General features: G+C 36.8%; 20 protein-coding genes and 3 pseudogenes. 15 read left to right on the forward strand and 8 right to left on the reverse strand.

What is annotated here, in order from left to right:
• From A2U94_RS19260 to A2U94_RS19275, 4 genes are all read left to right on the forward strand, one after another.
• On the forward strand, positions 1-276 hold a 276-nt coding region (locus A2U94_RS19260; protein ID WP_197473420.1), incomplete at its 5' end, for a transposase.
• Between the two features lie 329 nt (positions 277-605).
• Positions 606-1,031, forward strand: a complete 426-nt coding sequence (locus tag A2U94_RS19265; protein WP_035320174.1) for a MarR family winged helix-turn-helix transcriptional regulator — start codon at positions 606-608, stop codon at positions 1,029-1,031.
• Positions 1,032-1,059: 28 nt separating this feature from the next.
• Complete coding sequence (paiA, locus tag A2U94_RS19270; RefSeq protein WP_025908324.1) at positions 1,060-1,578, forward strand: spermidine/spermine N(1)-acetyltransferase; 519 nt, start codon at positions 1,060-1,062, stop codon at positions 1,576-1,578.
• 29 nt (positions 1,579-1,607) lie between these two features.
• The gene (locus A2U94_RS19275) at positions 1,608-2,213 is read left to right on the forward strand and encodes an FMN-binding negative transcriptional regulator (RefSeq protein ID WP_035320172.1); all 606 of its coding nucleotides are present in this window, start codon (positions 1,608-1,610) and stop codon (positions 2,211-2,213) included.
• Positions 2,214-2,356: 143 nt separating this feature from the next.
• On the opposite strand, the gene A2U94_RS19280 is transcribed toward A2U94_RS19275, so the two are convergent.
• Positions 2,357-2,935 carry a sugar O-acetyltransferase gene (locus A2U94_RS19280; protein WP_025908325.1) on the reverse strand — a complete coding sequence of 193 codons (579 nt, stop codon included), beginning with the start codon at positions 2,933-2,935 and terminating at the stop codon, positions 2,357-2,359.
• A 316-nt stretch (positions 2,936-3,251) separates the two neighbouring features.
• Between A2U94_RS19280 and A2U94_RS22395 the strand changes: the two are divergent.
• Positions 3,252-3,437: pseudogene (locus A2U94_RS22395) on the forward strand (VOC family protein); the annotation flags it as partial.
• 195 nt (positions 3,438-3,632) lie between these two features.
• Positions 3,633-4,610 carry an HD domain-containing protein gene (locus A2U94_RS19285; RefSeq protein ID WP_025908326.1) on the forward strand — a complete coding sequence of 326 codons (978 nt, stop codon included), beginning with the start codon at positions 3,633-3,635 and terminating at the stop codon, positions 4,608-4,610.
• A gap of 351 nt (positions 4,611-4,961) precedes the next feature.
• On the opposite strand, the gene A2U94_RS19290 is transcribed toward A2U94_RS19285, so the two are convergent.
• Positions 4,962-5,483: a cupin domain-containing protein gene (locus A2U94_RS19290; protein ID WP_025910947.1), complete on the reverse strand. Its 522-nt coding sequence runs from the start codon at positions 5,481-5,483 to the stop codon at positions 4,962-4,964.
• A gap of 425 nt (positions 5,484-5,908) precedes the next feature.
• On the opposite strand from A2U94_RS19290, the gene A2U94_RS19295 reads away from it, so the two are divergent.
• Positions 5,909-7,156 (forward strand): MFS transporter, encoded by a 1,248-nt coding sequence (locus A2U94_RS19295; RefSeq protein ID WP_025910948.1) that lies wholly within the window; start codon positions 5,909-5,911, stop codon positions 7,154-7,156.
• Positions 7,157-7,174: 18 nt separating this feature from the next.
• Here A2U94_RS19295 and A2U94_RS19300 read toward each other — a convergent pair whose 3' ends face one another.
• Both A2U94_RS19300 and A2U94_RS19305 read right to left on the reverse strand, forming a co-directional pair.
• Positions 7,175-7,498 carry a DUF3889 domain-containing protein gene (locus tag A2U94_RS19300; RefSeq protein WP_025910949.1) on the reverse strand — a complete coding sequence of 108 codons (324 nt, stop codon included), beginning with the start codon at positions 7,496-7,498 and terminating at the stop codon, positions 7,175-7,177.
• Between the two features lie 519 nt (positions 7,499-8,017).
• Positions 8,018-9,118, reverse strand: coding sequence for a GerAB/ArcD/ProY family transporter (locus A2U94_RS19305; RefSeq protein WP_025910950.1), 1,101 nt, complete (start codon positions 9,116-9,118; stop codon positions 8,018-8,020).
• A 418-nt stretch (positions 9,119-9,536) separates the two neighbouring features.
• On the opposite strand from A2U94_RS19305, the gene A2U94_RS19315 reads away from it, so the two are divergent.
• Positions 9,537-9,719, forward strand: a complete 183-nt coding sequence (locus A2U94_RS19315; protein ID WP_025910952.1) for a CsbD family protein — start codon at positions 9,537-9,539, stop codon at positions 9,717-9,719.
• Between the two features lie 253 nt (positions 9,720-9,972).
• Here A2U94_RS19315 and A2U94_RS19320 read toward each other — a convergent pair whose 3' ends face one another.
• Complete coding sequence (locus A2U94_RS19320; protein WP_025910953.1) at positions 9,973-10,515, reverse strand: recombinase family protein; 543 nt, start codon at positions 10,513-10,515, stop codon at positions 9,973-9,975.
• Between the two features lie 168 nt (positions 10,516-10,683).
• Here A2U94_RS19320 and A2U94_RS22000 point away from each other — a divergent pair.
• Positions 10,684-10,803, forward strand: a pseudogene (locus A2U94_RS22000) (hypothetical protein); the annotation flags it as partial.
• Between the two features lie 57 nt (positions 10,804-10,860).
• Entirely contained in the window at positions 10,861-11,151 is a 291-nt protein-coding gene (locus tag A2U94_RS22005; RefSeq protein ID WP_231882785.1) for an STAS domain-containing protein, read from the forward strand.
• A gap of 412 nt (positions 11,152-11,563) precedes the next feature.
• Here A2U94_RS22005 and A2U94_RS19330 read toward each other — a convergent pair whose 3' ends face one another.
• Positions 11,564-12,115, reverse strand: a complete 552-nt coding sequence (locus tag A2U94_RS19330) for an HPP family protein (RefSeq protein WP_025910958.1) — start codon at positions 12,113-12,115, stop codon at positions 11,564-11,566.
• A gap of 291 nt (positions 12,116-12,406) precedes the next feature.
• Here A2U94_RS19330 and A2U94_RS19335 point away from each other — a divergent pair, with 291 nt between their 5' ends.
• The 4 genes and pseudogenes from A2U94_RS19335 to A2U94_RS19345 all read left to right on the forward strand — a co-directional run bounded on the left by A2U94_RS19335 (position 12,407) and on the right by A2U94_RS19345 (position 16,103).
• Entirely contained in the window at positions 12,407-14,455 is a 2,049-nt protein-coding gene (locus A2U94_RS19335; protein WP_025910959.1) for a glycosyltransferase family 39 protein, read from the forward strand.
• 92 nt (positions 14,456-14,547) lie between these two features.
• Positions 14,548-14,685, forward strand: a pseudogene (locus A2U94_RS21375) (IS5/IS1182 family transposase); the annotation flags it as partial.
• A 257-nt stretch (positions 14,686-14,942) separates the two neighbouring features.
• The gene (locus A2U94_RS19340) at positions 14,943-15,407 is read left to right on the forward strand and encodes a hypothetical protein (protein WP_025910961.1); all 465 of its coding nucleotides are present in this window, start codon (positions 14,943-14,945) and stop codon (positions 15,405-15,407) included.
• Positions 15,408-15,530: 123 nt separating this feature from the next.
• On the forward strand, positions 15,531-16,103 hold the full coding sequence (locus A2U94_RS19345) for a hypothetical protein (protein ID WP_025910963.1): 573 nt from the start codon (positions 15,531-15,533) through the stop codon (positions 16,101-16,103).
• A 64-nt stretch (positions 16,104-16,167) separates the two neighbouring features.
• Here the strand turns inward: A2U94_RS19345 and A2U94_RS19350 are convergent, their stop codons facing one another.
• The gene (locus A2U94_RS19350; RefSeq protein ID WP_025910965.1) at positions 16,168-16,851 is read right to left on the reverse strand and encodes a CPBP family intramembrane glutamic endopeptidase; all 684 of its coding nucleotides are present in this window, start codon (positions 16,849-16,851) and stop codon (positions 16,168-16,170) included.
• A gap of 143 nt (positions 16,852-16,994) precedes the next feature.
• Here A2U94_RS19350 and A2U94_RS19355 point away from each other — a divergent pair, with 143 nt between their 5' ends.
• The gene (locus A2U94_RS19355; protein WP_025910966.1) at positions 16,995-17,714 is read left to right on the forward strand and encodes a glycoside hydrolase family 25 protein; all 720 of its coding nucleotides are present in this window, start codon (positions 16,995-16,997) and stop codon (positions 17,712-17,714) included.
• 80 nt (positions 17,715-17,794) lie between these two features.
• Here A2U94_RS19355 and A2U94_RS20955 read toward each other — a convergent pair.
• The coding region (locus A2U94_RS20955; protein WP_197473416.1) for a transposase domain-containing protein at positions 17,795-17,956 on the reverse strand (162 nt) is incomplete at its 5' end.

The raw sequence follows: 17,956 nt of genomic DNA on the forward strand, positions 1-17,956 counted from the left end.
TTCGACCAAATGAAAAGCCATGATTTCCAAGTAAATGAAGCACGTATGATGATTAGTCTACTTGCCTACAATTTAACGAACTGGTTACGTACATTAACATTTCCACCTGCGAAGAAGGGTCTTCAAATTCAAACGATTCGCACGAGATTAATCAAGGTAGCAAGTAAGCTGGTGAAATCGAGTCGCTACTTGCATTTTAAATTAGCATCCAGCTTCGTCTATGCGCACTTCTTTTCGGACGTACTGATCCAGGTACAGCAGCTTTCCCTCAACTAAATCACCTTTTTAAAAAATCGAACCCGCACCAAGGGATCAGTCTGCCCAAAAACAGGTGAATCCCCATTTTTTAAGCATCAACCAGACTCCTTCACCTATTCATCCATTTGAAATTCACGAAAATTTAAACCATCGTGATCAAAAGTTGAAAAACGAAATGATTTTAGTTAGCTATGAATAATTCAGGAAGAAGTCTTTTAGGGCTTCTTTTTTTTATTGGTTTTTTTGTTGTATATGCAACAAAAATGAGATACATTATATATAAATATTTTGTTGTGAATACAACAAAATGGAGGTGTGTCAATGTGGAGATTTTACGCGAAATTGGGATGATTGCAAGAGCGCTTGATTCTATCAGTAATATTGAGTTTAAAGAGTATGATCTTACCAAGGGCCAATATTTGTATCTTGTTCGGATTTGTGAAAATCCGGGAATTATTCAAGAAAAGCTAGCAGAAATGATAAAGGTTGATCGAACAACGGCAGCTCGCGCTATAAAAAAATTAGAGATAAATGAATTTATTGAAAAAAAAGAAGATGTCCATAACAAAAAGATAAAAAAGCTTTTTCCAACTGCAAAAGGCAAGAGTGTCTTTCCTATTATTAAAAGAGAAAATGAGTACTCAAATGAAATGGCTTTAAACGGATTTTCAAATCAAGAAATGGAAGTGATGGTGGACTTACTTCAACGAGTAAGAAGAAATGTTGAAAAGGACTGGGAGTTTGTTAAAAAAGGAAATAAGAGAATGTATTGAGAAAGTTGAGAGGAAAGGTAGGAGTAACATGAACATAAAAATTAAGCCGTGCAATTATGAACAATTAGATCAGCTCCAAACTATTAGCTATGAAACGTTTGATGAGACGTTTCGACATCAAAACTCTCCTGAAAACATGAAAGCGTATTTAGAAAAAGCATTTACCTTACAGAAGCTAGAAAAAGAGTGGGCTACTGCTTCTTCACGCTTCTTTTTTCTTTATCATGATGACGAGCTAGCAGGATATTTAAAAGTCAACGTGGGTGAAGCTCAGTCTGAAGCACTGGGAGATGATGCGCTTGAAATTGAAAGAATCTATATCCGAAAAAACCATCAAAAACATGGTCTTGGTAAGAAGTTGTTTAATAAAGCGGTTGAGGTCGCTTTAATGTTAGATAAACAAAAAATTTGGCTAGGCGTTTGGGAGAAAAATGAGAACGCGCTTGCTTTTTATAAAAAAATGGGATTTGTTCAACAAGGCCAACACTCTTTTTATATGGGGGACGAAGAGCAAATCGATTTAATTATGGTTAAATCACTGATCTAAATGATCTTTTTAAAAGGGGACTGAGGTAAATGTATATACCGAAGCATTACATGATTCAGAGTGAAGATATCATTTATGAGATTATTGATCAGCACGGATTCGGCACTTTATTTTCTCAGCATAACGGTGAGCCTTGTGCTACGCATTTACCACTGAATTTAAATAAGGAAGAGAAAACCTTATATGGGCATCTTGCTCGAGCTAATGAACAGTGGAAAGATGCTGTCGATCAACAAGTGCTGGCTGTTTTTCAAGGTCCACACTGCTATATTTCACCTTCTTGGTATGAGACAAACAAAGCTGTACCTACTTGGAATTACGTTGCTGTTCATGTATATGGACAGTTAGAGATTATTAAAGATAACCGTACCATAGTTAAATCGTTAAGTAACTCTGTGGAGAAATATGAAAAACCCGAAAGTTCTTATCAGTTAAAAGATGTTGATGCTAGTTTCGTAGAAGGTTTAAGCAGAGGGATTGTTGCGCTTAAAATGAATATTACAAAAATTGAAGCGCAGGCCAAGCTAAGTCAAAATCATTCAGTTGAACGACGAAAAAGAGTGATTCAGCATTTAGAAGAGAGTTGTCAGCACGATAATATGCAAGTGGCAGAACTAATGAAGAGAGAGTTGTAATTAAAGGGATAAAATTTAAATTAAAAAAGAGTGATTGTTTTGTTGAATCACTCTTTTTTAGCTAATTAAGATAAAAGCTTTAAGACTAAAGCAGCTCGGAAAATGGTTATAACAAGGAAATAATAATACAAAGTGCGAGGAGTTTAAATTTCTTCAATAACTCGACACGGATTGCCCATTGCTAATGAATTTTCAGGAATTGATTTAGTCACAACGCTTCCAGCGCCAATAACAGAATTTTTACCAATGCTAATGCCAGGCAAAATTATTGCATTTCCACCAATCCAAACGTTATCATCAATAGTTACAGGTTTAGTCAAAGTACGATAAGGTGCCTCGTTTGCCTTATGGTTCGAATTAATTCGTTCAACTGCTTTTAAAGGGTGAGTCGCCGTATAAATTTGTACGCTTGGTGCAATTAGAACATTTTCACCAATGACAATTTTATTAGTATCTAAAAAGACGCAATTAAAGTTGATAAATGTATTTTTTCCAATTGAAATATTTTTACCGTAATCGCAAAAAAACGGCTTTTCAATCCAAACGTTATCGCCAACAAACTCACAAAGATTTTTTAATATACTTGTTTTATCAGCTTCTGGATTGCTACCAGGCTTATTAAATTCATCCATATAATAGCGTGCTTCTTGGGCCATCTTTAGTAACTCAGGGTCTCTAGCGTTATAATTTTCACCGTTTAGCATTTTTTCTTTTTCAGTCATGGTCTAGCTCCTTATTAGATGAGATATGTATCATTCAATTAATAGTTTATCCACTTTAAAATAAAAAAGCGAAAAGTAATGTTTGCTTTTAAGAAAATAAGCCTTTAGTAATAAATGACTTTTCCTTCAAAGTATTATGAGCTAATCGGTAAAGAGCTTTTCTAACTTACATGTAAGTAGAAGGCTCTTTTTTGTATTTAAAATAAGCTTGAAACCACACATCTAAATTTCTAGAATGACAGAAACATTGTGTTTAGCTCAGGGGTTCAAGTTGTTTGGGAAAAGTTTGCAAACTACTGGGATGTAGAGCAACGACATGATAAAAGGGTTATATGAAGCGCATTTGTCTGTAAAAGATCTATCGATTTCTATCTTGGTTTATGAGAAGCTAGGGTTAGAACTGGCTTGAAAAGATGATAATACCGCATTTTTTTGGATTAAAAAAGAGAGAAACTGGCTTGAGCTGTGGGAAGGGAATGACTATCAAACAGTATACCATCCATAACTAAGACACGTAGCATTTGAAGTAAGCTATGGTGGTTTACAGTAGTCTGTCCGTCGATGGCTTCGCTCACTTGGAATTGAAGTAGGACCATTTAAAAAGTAGCTTTGTTGAGGTTACTGAAGAGCTGAACAGCGTGGAAAGGAAAATAACAATTAAAGGGTGGACATACAAATATAAATAGAGGAGAACAAGATGCTTATATACGATAAAATCTACGGAGAGTTTGATATAACAGGAGTAGTAGAAGAGCTAATTTTAAGCGAGCCTGTGCAGCGCTTAAAGGAGATTCATCAAGGCGGGGCAAGTTATTTAATTAATAAGGAGTGGAACGTAACAAGATTTGAGCATTCTGTTGGAGTGATGCTCCTCATTAAAAAATTAGGTGGCTCTGTAGAAGAACAAATAGCAGGGCTGCTTCATGACGTATCCCACACGGCTTTTTCACACGTAGTAGATTATGTATTTGATAAAAGCAATGAAGATTATCATGAAGATATTTATGAAACAGTTATTTCTGAATCGAGTCTTCCAAGAATTTTAGCTAAGCATGGATATGATTATCGTGAAATTTTGCTTGATGAAACGAAGTGGACAATACTTGAGCAGTCAGCTCCTGAGCTATGCGCTGATCGCGTTGATTATACGCTACGAGACATGTATTCGTACGGTTATATCTCGCTGGCAGAAACACAGCGCTTCTTACAAGATATTGTGGTCATAAACGGAAAAATACACCTTCAACATATTGAAGTTGCCGAGTGGTTTGTAGAGACTTATTATAAAGAGGTAATTGATTTTTTTATGAATCCGTTAGGTATTTATGGTGGCGATCGGCTGGCAAAAGTATTAAAGCAGGCTTTAAATAAAAAAATCATTACCAAAGATGATTTTTTAACAACGGATGATCAGTTACTTCACAAAATAAAGGCTTCAAATGATCAAGAAGTAGTAAGTTTGTTAGGACAAATTCATCCAGATGTAGAGGTGGAAGTAAATGAACAAGAGTATGATATCCATCAAAAGAACAAAATTCGACTTATCAATCCATCTATCTGGATAAATAATAAATTTGTATCTGCTTCTGATTTATCTAATTATGTAAAAGAAATGAACGAAGTAGCGTTATTTAAAGCCGAAATCGGTATGTATGTAAAGCTAGTTAAAAGTTAATTTATGTTTTCTAACAAAAAAGAGTTTGGGACATAACAAAATGATTGCTTCTAAGAGACGAACAATAGCTGTTCCAATCTTTTTGGTTTGTCTGAACACGTTCGTTCCATTGCGCTACGGCCACTCGCTTTCCGCGGGGAGGAACCTGAGCTTCCTCGCTGCGCTGCGGGATCTCAGTTTTCCCTCTCTTTCCCGCAGGAGTCGAGTGTCCTACGCTCCATTCCACCCTGTTTCCAACATTGTTTTCACAATCAACCAAAAAACCTGAACGATTAAAAGTGAGAAACTCTCAATCGTTCAGGTTTATCATTGGCTGAATTACTTATGTCCCAGCCTCTTTTAACTAAACATTTATTCCGACTCTGCTTCCATTGCATCTTGTTTCGTTTGATGAACAGTTCCGAACGGATGATTTGGCGGGGCATAAATAGAATAGAGCTTTAGAGGTGTGTCTCCTGTATTCGTTAAGTTATGCCATGTTCCTGCAGGTACGATAATGGCAAAATCATCTGAAACGTCGGTTTGAAACGTTAAGTTATCTTTTCGACTGCCCATTTTGACAGACCCTTGCCCTTGTTCAACGCGTAAAAACTGGTCTACGTCTGGATGTATTTCTAAACCAATATCTTCTCCTGGTGCAAGACTCATTAGCGTTACTTGAAAATGCTTTCCGGTCCATAAAGCCGTGCGAAACGTTTCATTTTGCTTAGTCGCTTCTTTGATGTTTACAACAAGTGGATTTGGACCGTAATCTCTGATTTCTCTCGTTTGATGGTTTCGGCTGCTTGCTGCAGGTGCAGAGTAATAAGGTGGATGAAACTGCTGATACATTTGATGATACCACTGATGGTAATAAGGTGAATTTGGATACATTATTTTTCCTCCTCTAACTAGGTGTTTTCCCTGTTCATCATATGCAGATAATGCCAAAAAGGGAGGAGGTGGGCTGAAAATGGGCGCTAAAAAGTTTGTGTTTCAACTCATTTTTGTAGAGTATATGGAATTCTTTCAGTAGTTAGCAATTGCACAAAGCCATTGTAGTAAGGAAGCAATTCCTCTGCTGTTTTAAAATCAACCCATTGAACTTCTAAAATATTTTCTTCACTAGGAATTTGTTTCGGCGCTTTTATAATACTTCCTCGAAATGCAATGAAAAAGACAATGAAATTAGAATATTATGTAAAAACAGGCGCTGATTATGATAAAATAAGAGCAATCAGAATGAGCGGGAGGAAGTCCGATGTAAACAATCTCTTACACTTATAAGCTAAAAACTAAATAAGATGTGAGGGATTTCTATGTCAACATTTCATAACGAACAATCATTTCGTTTTCTTTGGATTGGACAAATGCTAGCGAATTTAGGTGATGTGTTATATATTGTGAGCTTAACAGCAGTAGTATATCACATGACTAAATCAGTTACCTTCATGTCCTTGATTCCATTTGTTATTACGATGACAGCGTTAGTAAGCGGTATCGTGGCGCCTTTAATGATCGAAAAGTATCAGTTGAAAGCAATTCTATCTTACTCTCAGGTTGGGAAAACGATTTTTTTGCTAGTGCTTTGTCTTATGGCACTGCATATAAGCATAGACCGTTTATGGCTAGTCTATATAGTGATTGGATGCATTTCTTTTTTAGATGGAGCGGCATCACCGGCGCGCAATGCGCTTGTTCCAAGCCTAATCGATGACGAGCATCTTGTAAAAGCAAACAGCTTTTTAGCTATGATTGATCAAATAACAAGACTTGTCGCCTGGCCTGCTGGAAGCATACTAATGATATGGTGGGGCCAAGTTAATATGCTATGGCTCACTTTTTTGCTGTTTACTACTTCATCTATTTTTATGTGTTTGATTAAAGTGGAACCCATAGAAAAGAGCGCAGAAGCATCACCTAAGCTAGGCGTGATTAAGGAAGGGTGGCAAATTATTTGGAATTCAAAGCAGCTCCGGATAATCAACGTGATGACAGTGTTAGAAACTGTGGCTGGAGGAGTTTGGATTGCGGCCATTATACTTGTATTTGTCGAAGAGGCTCTGGATCAAACACAAGCGTGGTGGGGAATTATTAATGCAGCTTTCTTTGCAGGAATGTTATTAAGCGGAGCGCTTGTATATCGCTATTCTAAAGTAATGGAGAAGAATTTAGGTCAAGCGATGATGTGGTCATCATTCTTCCTAATGGTTCTTACTCTTTGGTTTGGAACGACTTCTATAGCATGGTTAGCCGCTATGATTTCACTATTGTACGGGTTACCACAAATGGCGAGAGATGTTGCAGAAGTGACCATTATTCAAAGAAATGCCAAAAAAGAGTTGCTGGCTAAAGTGTATTCAGCAAGAGATACACTAATATACGGGTCTTTTGGAATTTCTTCATTGCTCTTTGGGTATATAACAGATTATTTCGGTGTTCGCATAACGTTTACAACTGCAGCAGGTTTCTGTTTGCTTTCCTTTCTTATTGCAATTCTGAATAGAACCAACCTTGTCCGGATATCAGGCGTTAATAATAGAAATAGAACAAACCAAGCTGGCTAAATTTGCCACTTGGTTTTTTTATTCTTCTTTAAAACTTATCTTTGAGACAGCTTCTGACGATGTGTTAAATTCAATTGAAACAATTACCGTGAATTTTTGGTTGTTTTCATTTAACCAAAGCTTAAAGGTTTCTTTTGACATATTACCTTGCTGTTCTCTTTTTACATGCAAATAGTCATAAATAGCGGCTTTCGGGTACTTTTCTTTTGTTTTTTGCATCGCAAGCTTTCCCCACTTTGCGTAAGCTGGTTCTCTGGATTCTACTGCATGAGCGGGAGAAAACCAAGCAAGGTTAGTGAACGAAATAAAAGTGAGTGTTAAGCATAAAAGTAACTTTTTCAATGAAATCACCCTTCCTAATTTAAATTGAAATAAATTACGTTTCTATAGCATTATTTTTTAATATCTATGGCTTGTTGGCTGTTTGCAAAAAGCACAGTATTAAAAAGAAAAGACCGTTTAACATTGTGCTAGCTATCGTTAGTTTGTGAAAGTTGTTGAAAATTATGTTGAAATTCTAAAAAGCGAATACATACATAAAAGATAATGGCCTCTGTAGTGAGAATTGTTACACCTCAGTACTTCTGAATGGCTTTTGGTTTATTTAACCTCCTGATTATAAACCAACCAACCAACCGGGTTCTGATATTTGAGAAGAACGCTCCAAAATTTTATTCATGATGCTCTTTGTCGGAGCATTCGAGAGGGTTCGGCTGGTAGTTATTTTTAGAGGTGATAGAAGAAATGCTATAAGGAATAATAACAATTTATCTTTGCTCATTTCAAAAATATCTGATGTAAACATTAGAGAGAGGACAAATCGCATCCTCATACCTGTGTTCTAGGTAGTCATACGTGTGATTATTTGCTACGTTGACGTCTTTTACGAAATAATCCAACTATGAAAAGAAGCAGTGGATATATCAATCCAAAAATTAAGCTATAGGAAAGCCATGTCTCACTGTCCCATACTTTTTGATAACTGATGCTTGGATAGACGGTAATGGATAAAACGATAACCATAATGGCAAATGGAAGAGTAAAAGCCTTATACTCTTTTAATCCAAAAATTTGTGCAAAGCTTGAAACGGTACCGTAAAAGTAAATAGATAATTTAAAGTACAAAGAAATAAACCACATGATCGCAATTAAGATTTCAATTCCTTGCAAAAATGTCCCTATATTAATTCGCATCGCTAGTTCATAACTAGGGTAGGAAGTACTTGCAGAGACAAAGGGACCTAAAACTAAGGTGCTTAATAAAATAAGGATACACATGATGAATCCTCCTATAATGCCACCTTTTAAAAACGAAGATTTTGCTTTTTTGAATCGATTTATATGTGCAGGAAATAGCATAAGTAAAGCAGGAAAAGTAAGATAGCTAATGTTAACAAAAGTAAATGTAGAGCTGACGAGTGATTTTAGGTTTATATCCGTTATGGGCTGAAGATTTTTAAAATCGCTTTGTGGTGCAATAAAGCAGATTAACGCAATGAAGGGTATGACAAACCATGGAAACAAAATTTGAGCCGATCTCGCTAAATTTTCTACTCCCGATCGAACACCAATCGCTACAACAAGCATAAATGCGATATTAATTAATAAAATAGGGGTTTCGTCAATAACCTGTGTGGCTAAGAAGCTCCCTAAGTAGTATAGAACTTCACCACAAAATAAAAATACAGAAAGAAAAAAAAGAAGAGATACAGCCTTTCCAATCCACTTTCCAAGAAGATATTCATTTAATTCAATTAGCGTTTTATTTGGAGAAAGGTTCCCAATTGCAACGTACAACTGTACTAAAATAACCCCAATCATAATACCTAAAAAAGCTGAAATCCATGCGTCTTGTTTTGCATCAGCAGCTATGGCTGATGGTACAACAAGAATAGCGCTCCCTACACAGTGTAGCGTGACTAATATTCTAAACTGAGTAGAGGATATCTTATTTTTCTTCATAGTCGTTTCACCTATTTTTACCTTAAAATCTGAACTAGAATATCAGTAAGAGGTCTTAAAAGGAACGCAATCCCATTTAAAGGGTTAGGGACGTCCTGCAATATACCTCTAGCAATAACCATGCTAAAGCTAATTGAAAGCAAAAAAATAAGCACTTTGAATTCTTTGTGCATTTTTGCTTTTAGTAAACGAGGAGCGTCAATCTTTAGAATAAATATAGAAGCTAAGATTATGCAGATAATAGGAATCATTTTTACTTCATGCACTCCTGTTATGTTGGTTATTTATAGTTATTACCTTAGTGAACGGTTTTTATCAGTTTAGTTAAAAAATGCTTGTTTTAAAATTAGAAATTAGTTTCATCATGAGATGCGTCGGGTATACAAAATATAACAAATCAAATATAGGAGGGGTTTCAATGAGTAATCAAAACCAAGGATTGGGAGATAAAGTAAAAGGTGCTGTTAACAAGGCAAAAGGTGAAGTGAAGGATCAAGTAGGTAACGCTATAAATAATAAAAACCTTCAAGCAAGCGGTAAAAAAGATAAAGCAAAAGGAAAGGTACAAGAAGGCGTAGGGAAGTTTAAAGACGGTCAATAAGCTAATAAAAAAGCAGGCTTTGTATTGGACAAGCCCGCTTTTTTAATTAAACAAAGTATTATGAAATTAAAGTAAGTGGATTTTATGAAGTGATGAATGCTACTATTACATTATTGGTACGAACAATACCACCATACCCCTTTGACTTAAAGTCAAAAAATCCCTAGTTATCCCCTTGATAACTAAGGCCTTACTGGTCAATTTTAGTTTGATGTAGATGGAAAAAGCGCTGCTTGCGAGCAGCGTTTTTTCGTTATCCTTCTAAATATCGATATAGCGTAGATTTGCTAATTCCCGTTTTTTCTTTAATACCCGCTAATGTGTAGTTTTTGCTTTGGTACATTTCAATTGCTTTTTTTACATTTTCATCCGGTTTTCGTGGACGCCCAGTCGAAATTCCTTTTTTCTTCGCGCGTGAGACCCCTTGCTTTGTTCGCTCACTAATAACATTGCTTTGGAAGTCTAAAAGATGTTTTACCGTATGTATAAATACCTTTCCAGTAGATGAGCTCGTATCAATGTCTTCATCAAGAAACTGAACGTATGCTCCTTTTTCTTGAATTGCTTCAAGCAGTTCCAAAAGATGTCTGGTAGAGTCAGCTAGCGTGAAGAAACGTTTAACAACTAGCTGATCATTTGCTAAAAGACTATCAATTAAGTTTGCTAACTGAACTCGTTTTTTTGCAGAGCCATGTTCTTCTTTTATAATGGTATCGCATGGGATTTTTTGTAGAGATAGTTCTTGATTCTTACAGTTTATATCTCCTTCGTAAGGCCTCATGTATCCAATAATCATCTCACTGCTCCCTTGCTAATTAATGCATGTCTTTTATCATACCACAAAGAAAATTATAAACAAAAAGTATCAAAAAGATTCCATTTTGGGAAAAAAGAGTGGTAGACTACTTTTTGTTGAAGACGAATTCGGCTTGCGAGTAGCGAGTCAAAATAAAAGGTGCAGGATTTGGTAGATAAAATTAAGCAAGAATGGTTTTCGAACACCCGTGCTGACGTACTAGCAGGAATCGTAGTTGCTTTAGCACTAATTCCAGAAGCCATTGCATTTTCAATTATTGCAGGCGTAATTTTAAGTGCAGTATTATTCGTAGCAAAAATCTCAAAGATTAAGCTTTATCAAAAGGTGGAAGGTTCCAACTTACTTGTTAACGTAGAAGGTCCTTTGTTTTTTGCTTCAGTTGAAAGCTTCGTAAATGCTTTTGACTTTACAGCTGATGCTAAATCTGTCGTTATTAACTTTTCCAATGCCAAGGTTTGGGACGATTCAGCTGTAGATGCTATTGATAAGGTTGTGATGAAATATCATGAATATAGAACGAATGTCACGATAAAAGGGTTAGATTCGACCAGTAAAAGGTTGGTAGATAAGCTCGCGGTTTATCATCGCTCAAATGCTAAACCATCAGCTCACTGAGGTTAAAACTTTATCATTGGAGATAGGCTAATAATTATAGTCTTGATCTTGTTTGGATTAAAAAGAGACTGAGACATAAGTAGTTCAGTCCTTACTATACCTGAACGATTGAGAGTTTCTCACTTTTAATCGTTCAGGTTTTTGGTTGATTGTGAAAACAATGTTGGAAACAGGGTGGAATGGAGCGTAGGACACTCGACTCCTGCGGGAAAGAGAGGGAAAACGGAGATCCCGCAGCGCAGCGAGGAAGCTCAGGTCCCTCCCCGCGGAAAGCGAGTGGCCGTAGCGCAATGGAACGAACGGGTTGAGACAAATCAAAGAGATGGAAACAGCTAGTGTTCGTCTTTTAGAAGCCATCATTTTGTTATGTCCCAAACTCTTTTTTTTTAGTTCGGTTTATAAAGTAACAAAGCTAAAACCAATGTGTCGGATACTGCCTTGCACGAAAGGCGTTATTATAGATGGTTGAAATAAACACGACTACCAAAGCACCGAAAATAATGGGAAGTAGAAAATTCCAAGTTACTTCATTATTAATTGCAACGAGAGCACTAGCTGCTGCTGGCGGGTGCATGGTTTCTGTCAGAGCCATAAGAAATAAGACAAATGCCAATGCAAACACGAGAGAAAAAACGCTTTTACCCAGTAAACTAAGTATAATAATTGCGCATGTTGTAGAAAGAAGGTGTCCGCCAATAACATGTCGAGGTTGTGAAAGTAAGCCTTTGTGAGCACCGAAGACTAAAATGCAGCTTGCCCCAAGAGGAGCTAAAGCCATAGGGTAACTTAGGTGTAAGACGATAAAACTAACGACCAGCATGGCAATTAGTGCACCTGCAGCAGAAACAGTTGAATCTATATAATCAACTTTTCCTTGTTGTCTCATAGTTCCTTTCATTTTCTTAAAATATGAAATAAAAACATTAGTAGATTGGTGAGCGTACTTTGTAAGTTTTTTTTCCACAGTAGTAATTAAAGCTCCTTTCTAAAACAGTTAAGTTAAATATAGAATGTTTTATCTATTTAAATATTCTATAATAAAAACTAGTTTGTTCAAAGGGCTATCAATTTTTCAGACTAATAGAACATTCAAGCTTGTAAGTAATTATTTAAATAAAAGCATCCAAAACTCGAGAAGATGATTTTAATAATAGGCACTTAAATAGATAATCATTCATAAATTTTTCACCGTTCATTTTCAGTTCACATTTCCTTGCTAAACTGTGTAACAAATGATGAACAAAAGGAGAAGTTTATGAAAAAAATCACGCAACGATTGGATTTAGTATTAGTTTTAACCTTGGTAGCTGCACTAGTATTAAATACATATAACATTTGGCAGGACGGGGCTGCGAACCAATATTATTTAGCTGCGGTGAAAAGCATGACTCAGAGCTTTCACAATTTCTTTTACGCTTCATTTGACCCGTCTGGTTTCGTGACGGTGGATAAACCACCTGTTGTGCTATGGATTCAAACTATTTTTGCACTTTTGTTTGGCGTGCACACATGGAGCGTGATCCTACCCCAAGCCCTTGCTGGAGCAGGATCAGTTTACTTACTTTATAAAATGGTTCAACCGACGTTCGAAGATGGAGCAGCTCGAATTGCTGCAATTGTCATGGCGTTAACTCCTATTGCAGCAGCAGTAAGCCGAACGAATAATATTGACAGTCTGTTAGTATTTACACTTCTTTTAGGTACTTGGTATTTAATGAAATCGCTGAAATCAGGAAAGCTCCTTTGGCTTATATTCGCTTTTGGACTAATTGGACTGGGCTTTAATATGAAAATGCTTCAAGCATTTATGGTATTACCAGCTTTTATCGTCATGTACGCTGTTGCTGCACGGAAGTCAGTAAAAAAAAGAATTTTATCACTTATACTGTCTATGTTTGTATTAGCAAGCGTTTCGCTATCGTGGGCTTTGGTAGTAGATTACGCGTCAGAAGATAATCGTCCTTACGTTGGTAGCAGCCAAACGAATTCAGTTTTGGAGTTAGCTTTTGGTTATAACGGTACGGAACGTCTTTTAGGGCAAACAACAGGAAATGCAAGAGCTGGAATGGGCGGATTTGGAGAACAAGGAAGTGTTCAGGCATCAAAGAATATATCAATTTCTGACGACTCAGAAAGTGACGATGCTCAAGGGATACCTCCGTCAATGAACGGAAATAATCAGCCGCCGCAAATGCCTCAAAATCAAGGGGATGGTGGACCTCCAGGAAACAATAATTCAAGAGGGCCACAAGGAAGTGTAGGACCTGGAGGTAGCCAAAGTATGAATATGTTTGGAACAGGTGAAGCAGGTCCACTTCGATTATTTCAGTCGGCTTTATCTGGGCAAATTAGCTGGATGTTGCCTTTTGCATTAATGGGAATTTTAGCGGTAGCACTGACCGCATTTCGTGAGCGAAGAAAGAAAGAATGGCAAGAAGCGATGTTTTGGACTGCATGGCTGGTTCCAGTAGCCGGGTTTTTTAGCGTTGCGGGATTTTTTCATCACTACTATTTAATTATGCTTGCTCCTCCAATTGCCGCTTTGTGCGGGATTGGCTGGAGTGCAATGTATCGCTTATACAAAGAGCGTAACGATTGGAAAAGTTATTTACTACCCGCAGCAGTGGGGGTTACTGTCATCTTTCAAACGTATATTCTAGGCTCTTATACAGAGCAAATTGGAAGCGTATGGATGTATACATTAGGTATTGTAGGTGTAATACTGACAGTTGCTTTTGTTATACTGAAGAGTCACGACATAGCTAGAAAAAGACTGTCAATTATCAGTTTATGTATCCTTTTGATAGCGCCAATGTATTGGTCTGTGACTCCTATCCTTTACGGTGGAAATAGTGTACTCCCCGAATCAGGGCCGCAGCTTAGCAACTCAATGAACAGAGGTGGAATGTTTAGCTCAAACGTGAATAGCGAGCTTCTTTCATACCTTCGCGAAAATAATACGGGAGAAGAGTACTTATTTGCGACGTTCACAACCGTTACGGCCGCACCTTATATTATTGATGCTAATGAAAGCGTCATGGCATTAGGAGGGTTCAACGGTACGGACCCTATTCTAACAACGAGTGAGCTAGAGGGTCTTGTAAAGAAAGGGAAGGTTAAATATTTTTTACTGAGCGGGGATAACTCAGGAAATAGCGAACTTGTTAAATGGATTAAAATTCATGGTGTCGAAATTTCACAAGAACACTATTTAAGTGAAGAAGACCAAGGGAAGAATAATCTTGGTATGGATCGAGGTTTTGGTAGTAGAAACCAAGAGGCGCTTTATAAAATAGAAATATAGAATGAAGTAAAGGTACGAGGTGTCAAATTTTTTATGTCAGTCTTTTTTTATCAGTGGTAACACTGATAAAAAAAGACTGGAGTTGATGAAACATGATGGGTGCACTTAAAAATCATCGAGATGAACAAGTGATGGTTTCTGTAGAAGATTTAGTTCCTGCCAATCACTTTTTGCGTACAATTGAAGCGACAATTGATTTTAGCTTTATTGAAGAAAAGCTTCTTCCTTTCAGGAGCTGAAAGAAATAGGGCAATGTGAAAAAGACGGAGTGCAGCGCGCAGACCTCTTTATTTTAATCCTTCCAGGAGGAAAGGGAAGTCATATTGGGCAATTGCGTTTGAAAAGAAGGTCTATTTGTACAGTGAAAACAGCGGGTTAAATGATCTTCAAAACACAAGTGCTTTTTATCACCTAGACAGAGTTGACAAGTTTATGGGAACGCTTGAAGAGTTTTTTCACTATTTAATGAAATGTGAGGTGGCAACCCATGTCTGAAATTACATTTTTAGCATCATATAAGCCATTTATTATTCCTGATGAAATCGAAGAATACAACAAAAAAACAAACTTTGAAGGAATAGAGGACTTAATATATTTAGCTGTTTTTGATTTAAAAGATACGGGCTGGTATGAAGAAGTAGGCGGATTGTTTACACTGCCGTACTTATATGAAATCCGTGGTGCGGACAACCGTTTATTTTTACTGTACCTTGAAAAGTATATGGAAGAAGGAGATGTATTAGAGCTATGGCACCTTCCTAATCAGCATGCTTCTTCAGAATATGAAAGGCGTCTACTGTCTGCTGCTGAACCAATCAAGATCAATGTGGGTAGCTTGACTTATGAAAATCAAAAAGGGGTGTATCACTTGAATGAAAAAAAGTGGGTTGAAGAACTAAGTCACCGTAATTTTCTTACACCGTATGGGATTACAACAATTGTGAAGTATTAAATTATCAAAAAGTATGTTTTAAACAATCAAATGTCACTAAACAACTCTTTATCTTCAATATCCCCACATAAAAACAAAAAAAGAGGGCATAGATAAGTGTACGTTCTATAGAGGGGGATTTTCATGAGTAAGGAACAGTATTGGCAAACGATTCATAAAACCCAAGATAAATTAAATCGTTTATTTTATGATTATTGGAAGCAGTATTCAGACTTTGGAAACTGGCAGTTTTGGACTGTTTTAGCATTAGCAGTATTACCGCTTGTGTTACTTTGCTTTACAGTAGATAGAAAGCGCATATTTGAGCTCTTTTTCTTTGGGTACACGGTGCATATCCTATGGACTTATATTGATATTGCGCTTGGGGGTAGTAACCATCTTATACATACGTATTTTCTAATTCCGATATTACCAAACGCATCTAACATCACCGCTTCTGTACTTCCAGTTGGCTTTTTACTTCTCTATCAATATTGTACAAACCATAATAAAAACTTTTATATTTATACCATTGTACTAAGCGCGCTCTTTGCTTTTGGTTTAGCACCGTTAGAGAAAAGTGTAGGGTTAATTGAAGTGCGTAAGAGTATGAATTTATTCTACGTGTTTTTAATTGACTTAGGTGTTGTTTACTTTGCTTATTGGCTTACAAAATGGCTGTTAAAGATCCAAAACAAAGAGCAAGCTATAGATTAAATAAAAAAGAATGTTGAGTACTCAACATTCTTTTTTATTTAAGAGGTACAAGTTTTACCAACTTTTAAGCCAAAGCTGCCAGCGTAATCGCAATTCCGTTAAAAACGCCGTGGATAATCATTCCAGGTACCACAGAACCTGTTTTTTCATAAACCCAGCATAGAATACCGCCAGATATAAAATTAACTAGCAATGTATTGTAGGTTGGCAAATGAGCCAGCGTAAACAATACCGAACTGATAAGAGTAGCAGGGAGCACGCCCCATCTTCGAAACCAGCGATATAAAAAACCTCGATAAAAAATTTCTTCATAAACAGGAGAGACAATGCTAGCTGATATAAAACCAATCATGAAATTCATAACGGTTAAACGTGATTGAAGGCTTTCAGTTTTTTTGTTACTTGTACCAATACCCAGCAGCTCCATTGCTAGAACGGCCATGATACTTATAATAATTAATAGAAGAGTTAGCCAAACAATACTTATCCAAGCTCTTGGAGGGAACGCTTTTAGGCCTACTTCTTTCCAAGAAAGGTGGTTGGGCTTTAAGGCTACTACGTAAACGCCTAATGTGAAAAGGATGGCCATCAGCAATCCTGTTAATGTACCAGCATATAAATCATTTTGTAAAATAGCGTTCAGCTTTTTTTTGAAAAGGTATTCAATTAAAACAGGTATAACAATAAACACAAGACCTAACAATAGCGTTAGTTCTCTCCGACTCCATATACGCTTATTCCAATTCATTTCTTCAACTCCTAAATAATGGATGACTTTATGTATATTAGCTGTATATGGAAAATATCCTTTTTTAATTTTGGGTGAGGTTATTGCTTTGCATGGATGTTTTTTTCTGCTAGGGTAATACAAAAGCACAGGAGTGTGATGATATGCAAAATCGTAGTGTATATAATCCATTAATTATTGATGTATCTCATCATCAAGGGGAAATTGATTGGGAACGAGTGGCTCGAGCAGGAGTGCAAGGTGCATATATTAAGTTAACAGAAGGAAAAACATTTACAGATCCAAGGGTATATGAGAATTATGTTGAAGCTAAGCGAGTGGGTTTGCTTGTCGGCTTTTATCACTATGCACACTGTACCAACGACCCTAAACAGGAAGTGGCTTTCTTTTTGCAGCAGCTGCAGTCAATGAAGTTTGATTTTCCCCCATGCTTAGATTTAGAAGTAAATAAAGGGAAAAATGCTGAGTTTGTCTCTAGATTTGGCCGAACGTGGCTAGAAGAAATGGAGAAAAATACTGGTGTACAGCCTTTGTTATATAGCGGGTATCACTTTGCTAAAACATACTTCACAAAGGAGCTTTCCTATTATCCTCTTTGGATTGCTCGCTATAGTAGCAGTAACCGAACGGAAGGATTTGATTGCCCGGGAAACCTATTTACTTGGTCAGAGTGGACCATGTTTCAATTTACCGATCAGGGGAAAGTTGACGGGATTTCAACGTATGTCGATTTAAATGAAATGAACGCTGCTTTTTTTCAGTATGTCAAGGAGTCGAAGCCAAGCTTACTAAGTACCGTAAAAACGTCTTTTCAACAAATGAAAAGTCAATTTGTGAAAAGTTCTAATCCGTCTCTACCGTAAGCCCGAAATATAAAAAATAGCGCACCTTCACGGTACGCACGACGAACGGCCAGCTAACTGAATTTTTTTCAGTTAGCTGGCTATTTTGCACATGTGGCTTGAATATTCTCTGACCATGGCATGTAATTATGTAAAATCTCAGGGTGTTGATGAAACGATATATTAGGTAATTCCGTCATCAGCTTTACCAAGTACTGATAAAAATCAATTCCGTTTGCTTTGGCCGTTTCAGCCAAACTCAA

The organism is Bacillus sp. VT 712 (assembly GCF_001614195.1).
Taxonomy (GTDB): domain Bacteria; phylum Bacillota; class Bacilli; order Bacillales; family Bacillaceae_H; genus Priestia; species Priestia flexa.

Bases quoted from the DNA above. Each gene is read 5' to 3' on its own strand.
- A2U94_RS19290 (WP_025910947.1), bottom strand. From the start codon at position 5,483: ATGTATCCAAATTCACCTTATTACCATCAGTGGTATCATCAAATGTAT.
- A2U94_RS19295 (WP_025910948.1), top strand. From the start codon at position 5,909: ATGTCAACATTTCATAACGAACAATCATTTCGTTTTCTTTGGATTGGA.
- A2U94_RS19275 (WP_035320172.1), top strand. From the start codon at position 1,608: ATGTATATACCGAAGCATTACATGATTCAGAGTGAAGATATCATTTAT.
- A2U94_RS19320 (WP_025910953.1), bottom strand. From the start codon at position 10,515: ATGATTATTGGATACATGAGGCCTTACGAAGGAGATATAAACTGTAAG.
- A2U94_RS19355 (WP_025910966.1), top strand. From the start codon at position 16,995: ATGCAAAATCGTAGTGTATATAATCCATTAATTATTGATGTATCTCAT.
- A2U94_RS19265 (WP_035320174.1), top strand. From the start codon at position 606: ATGATTGCAAGAGCGCTTGATTCTATCAGTAATATTGAGTTTAAAGAG.
- A2U94_RS19305 (WP_025910950.1), bottom strand. From the start codon at position 9,118: ATGAAGAAAAATAAGATATCCTCTACTCAGTTTAGAATATTAGTCACG.
- A2U94_RS19340 (WP_025910961.1), top strand. From the start codon at position 14,943: ATGTCTGAAATTACATTTTTAGCATCATATAAGCCATTTATTATTCCT.
- paiA (WP_025908324.1), top strand. From the start codon at position 1,060: ATGAACATAAAAATTAAGCCGTGCAATTATGAACAATTAGATCAGCTC.
- A2U94_RS19315 (WP_025910952.1), top strand. From the start codon at position 9,537: ATGAGTAATCAAAACCAAGGATTGGGAGATAAAGTAAAAGGTGCTGTT.
- A2U94_RS19280 (WP_025908325.1), bottom strand. From the start codon at position 2,935: ATGACTGAAAAAGAAAAAATGCTAAACGGTGAAAATTATAACGCTAGA.
- A2U94_RS19285 (WP_025908326.1), top strand. From the start codon at position 3,633: ATGCTTATATACGATAAAATCTACGGAGAGTTTGATATAACAGGAGTA.
- A2U94_RS19335 (WP_025910959.1), top strand. From the start codon at position 12,407: ATGAAAAAAATCACGCAACGATTGGATTTAGTATTAGTTTTAACCTTG.
- A2U94_RS19350 (WP_025910965.1), bottom strand. From the start codon at position 16,851: ATGAATTGGAATAAGCGTATATGGAGTCGGAGAGAACTAACGCTATTG.
- A2U94_RS19345 (WP_025910963.1), top strand. From the start codon at position 15,531: ATGAGTAAGGAACAGTATTGGCAAACGATTCATAAAACCCAAGATAAA.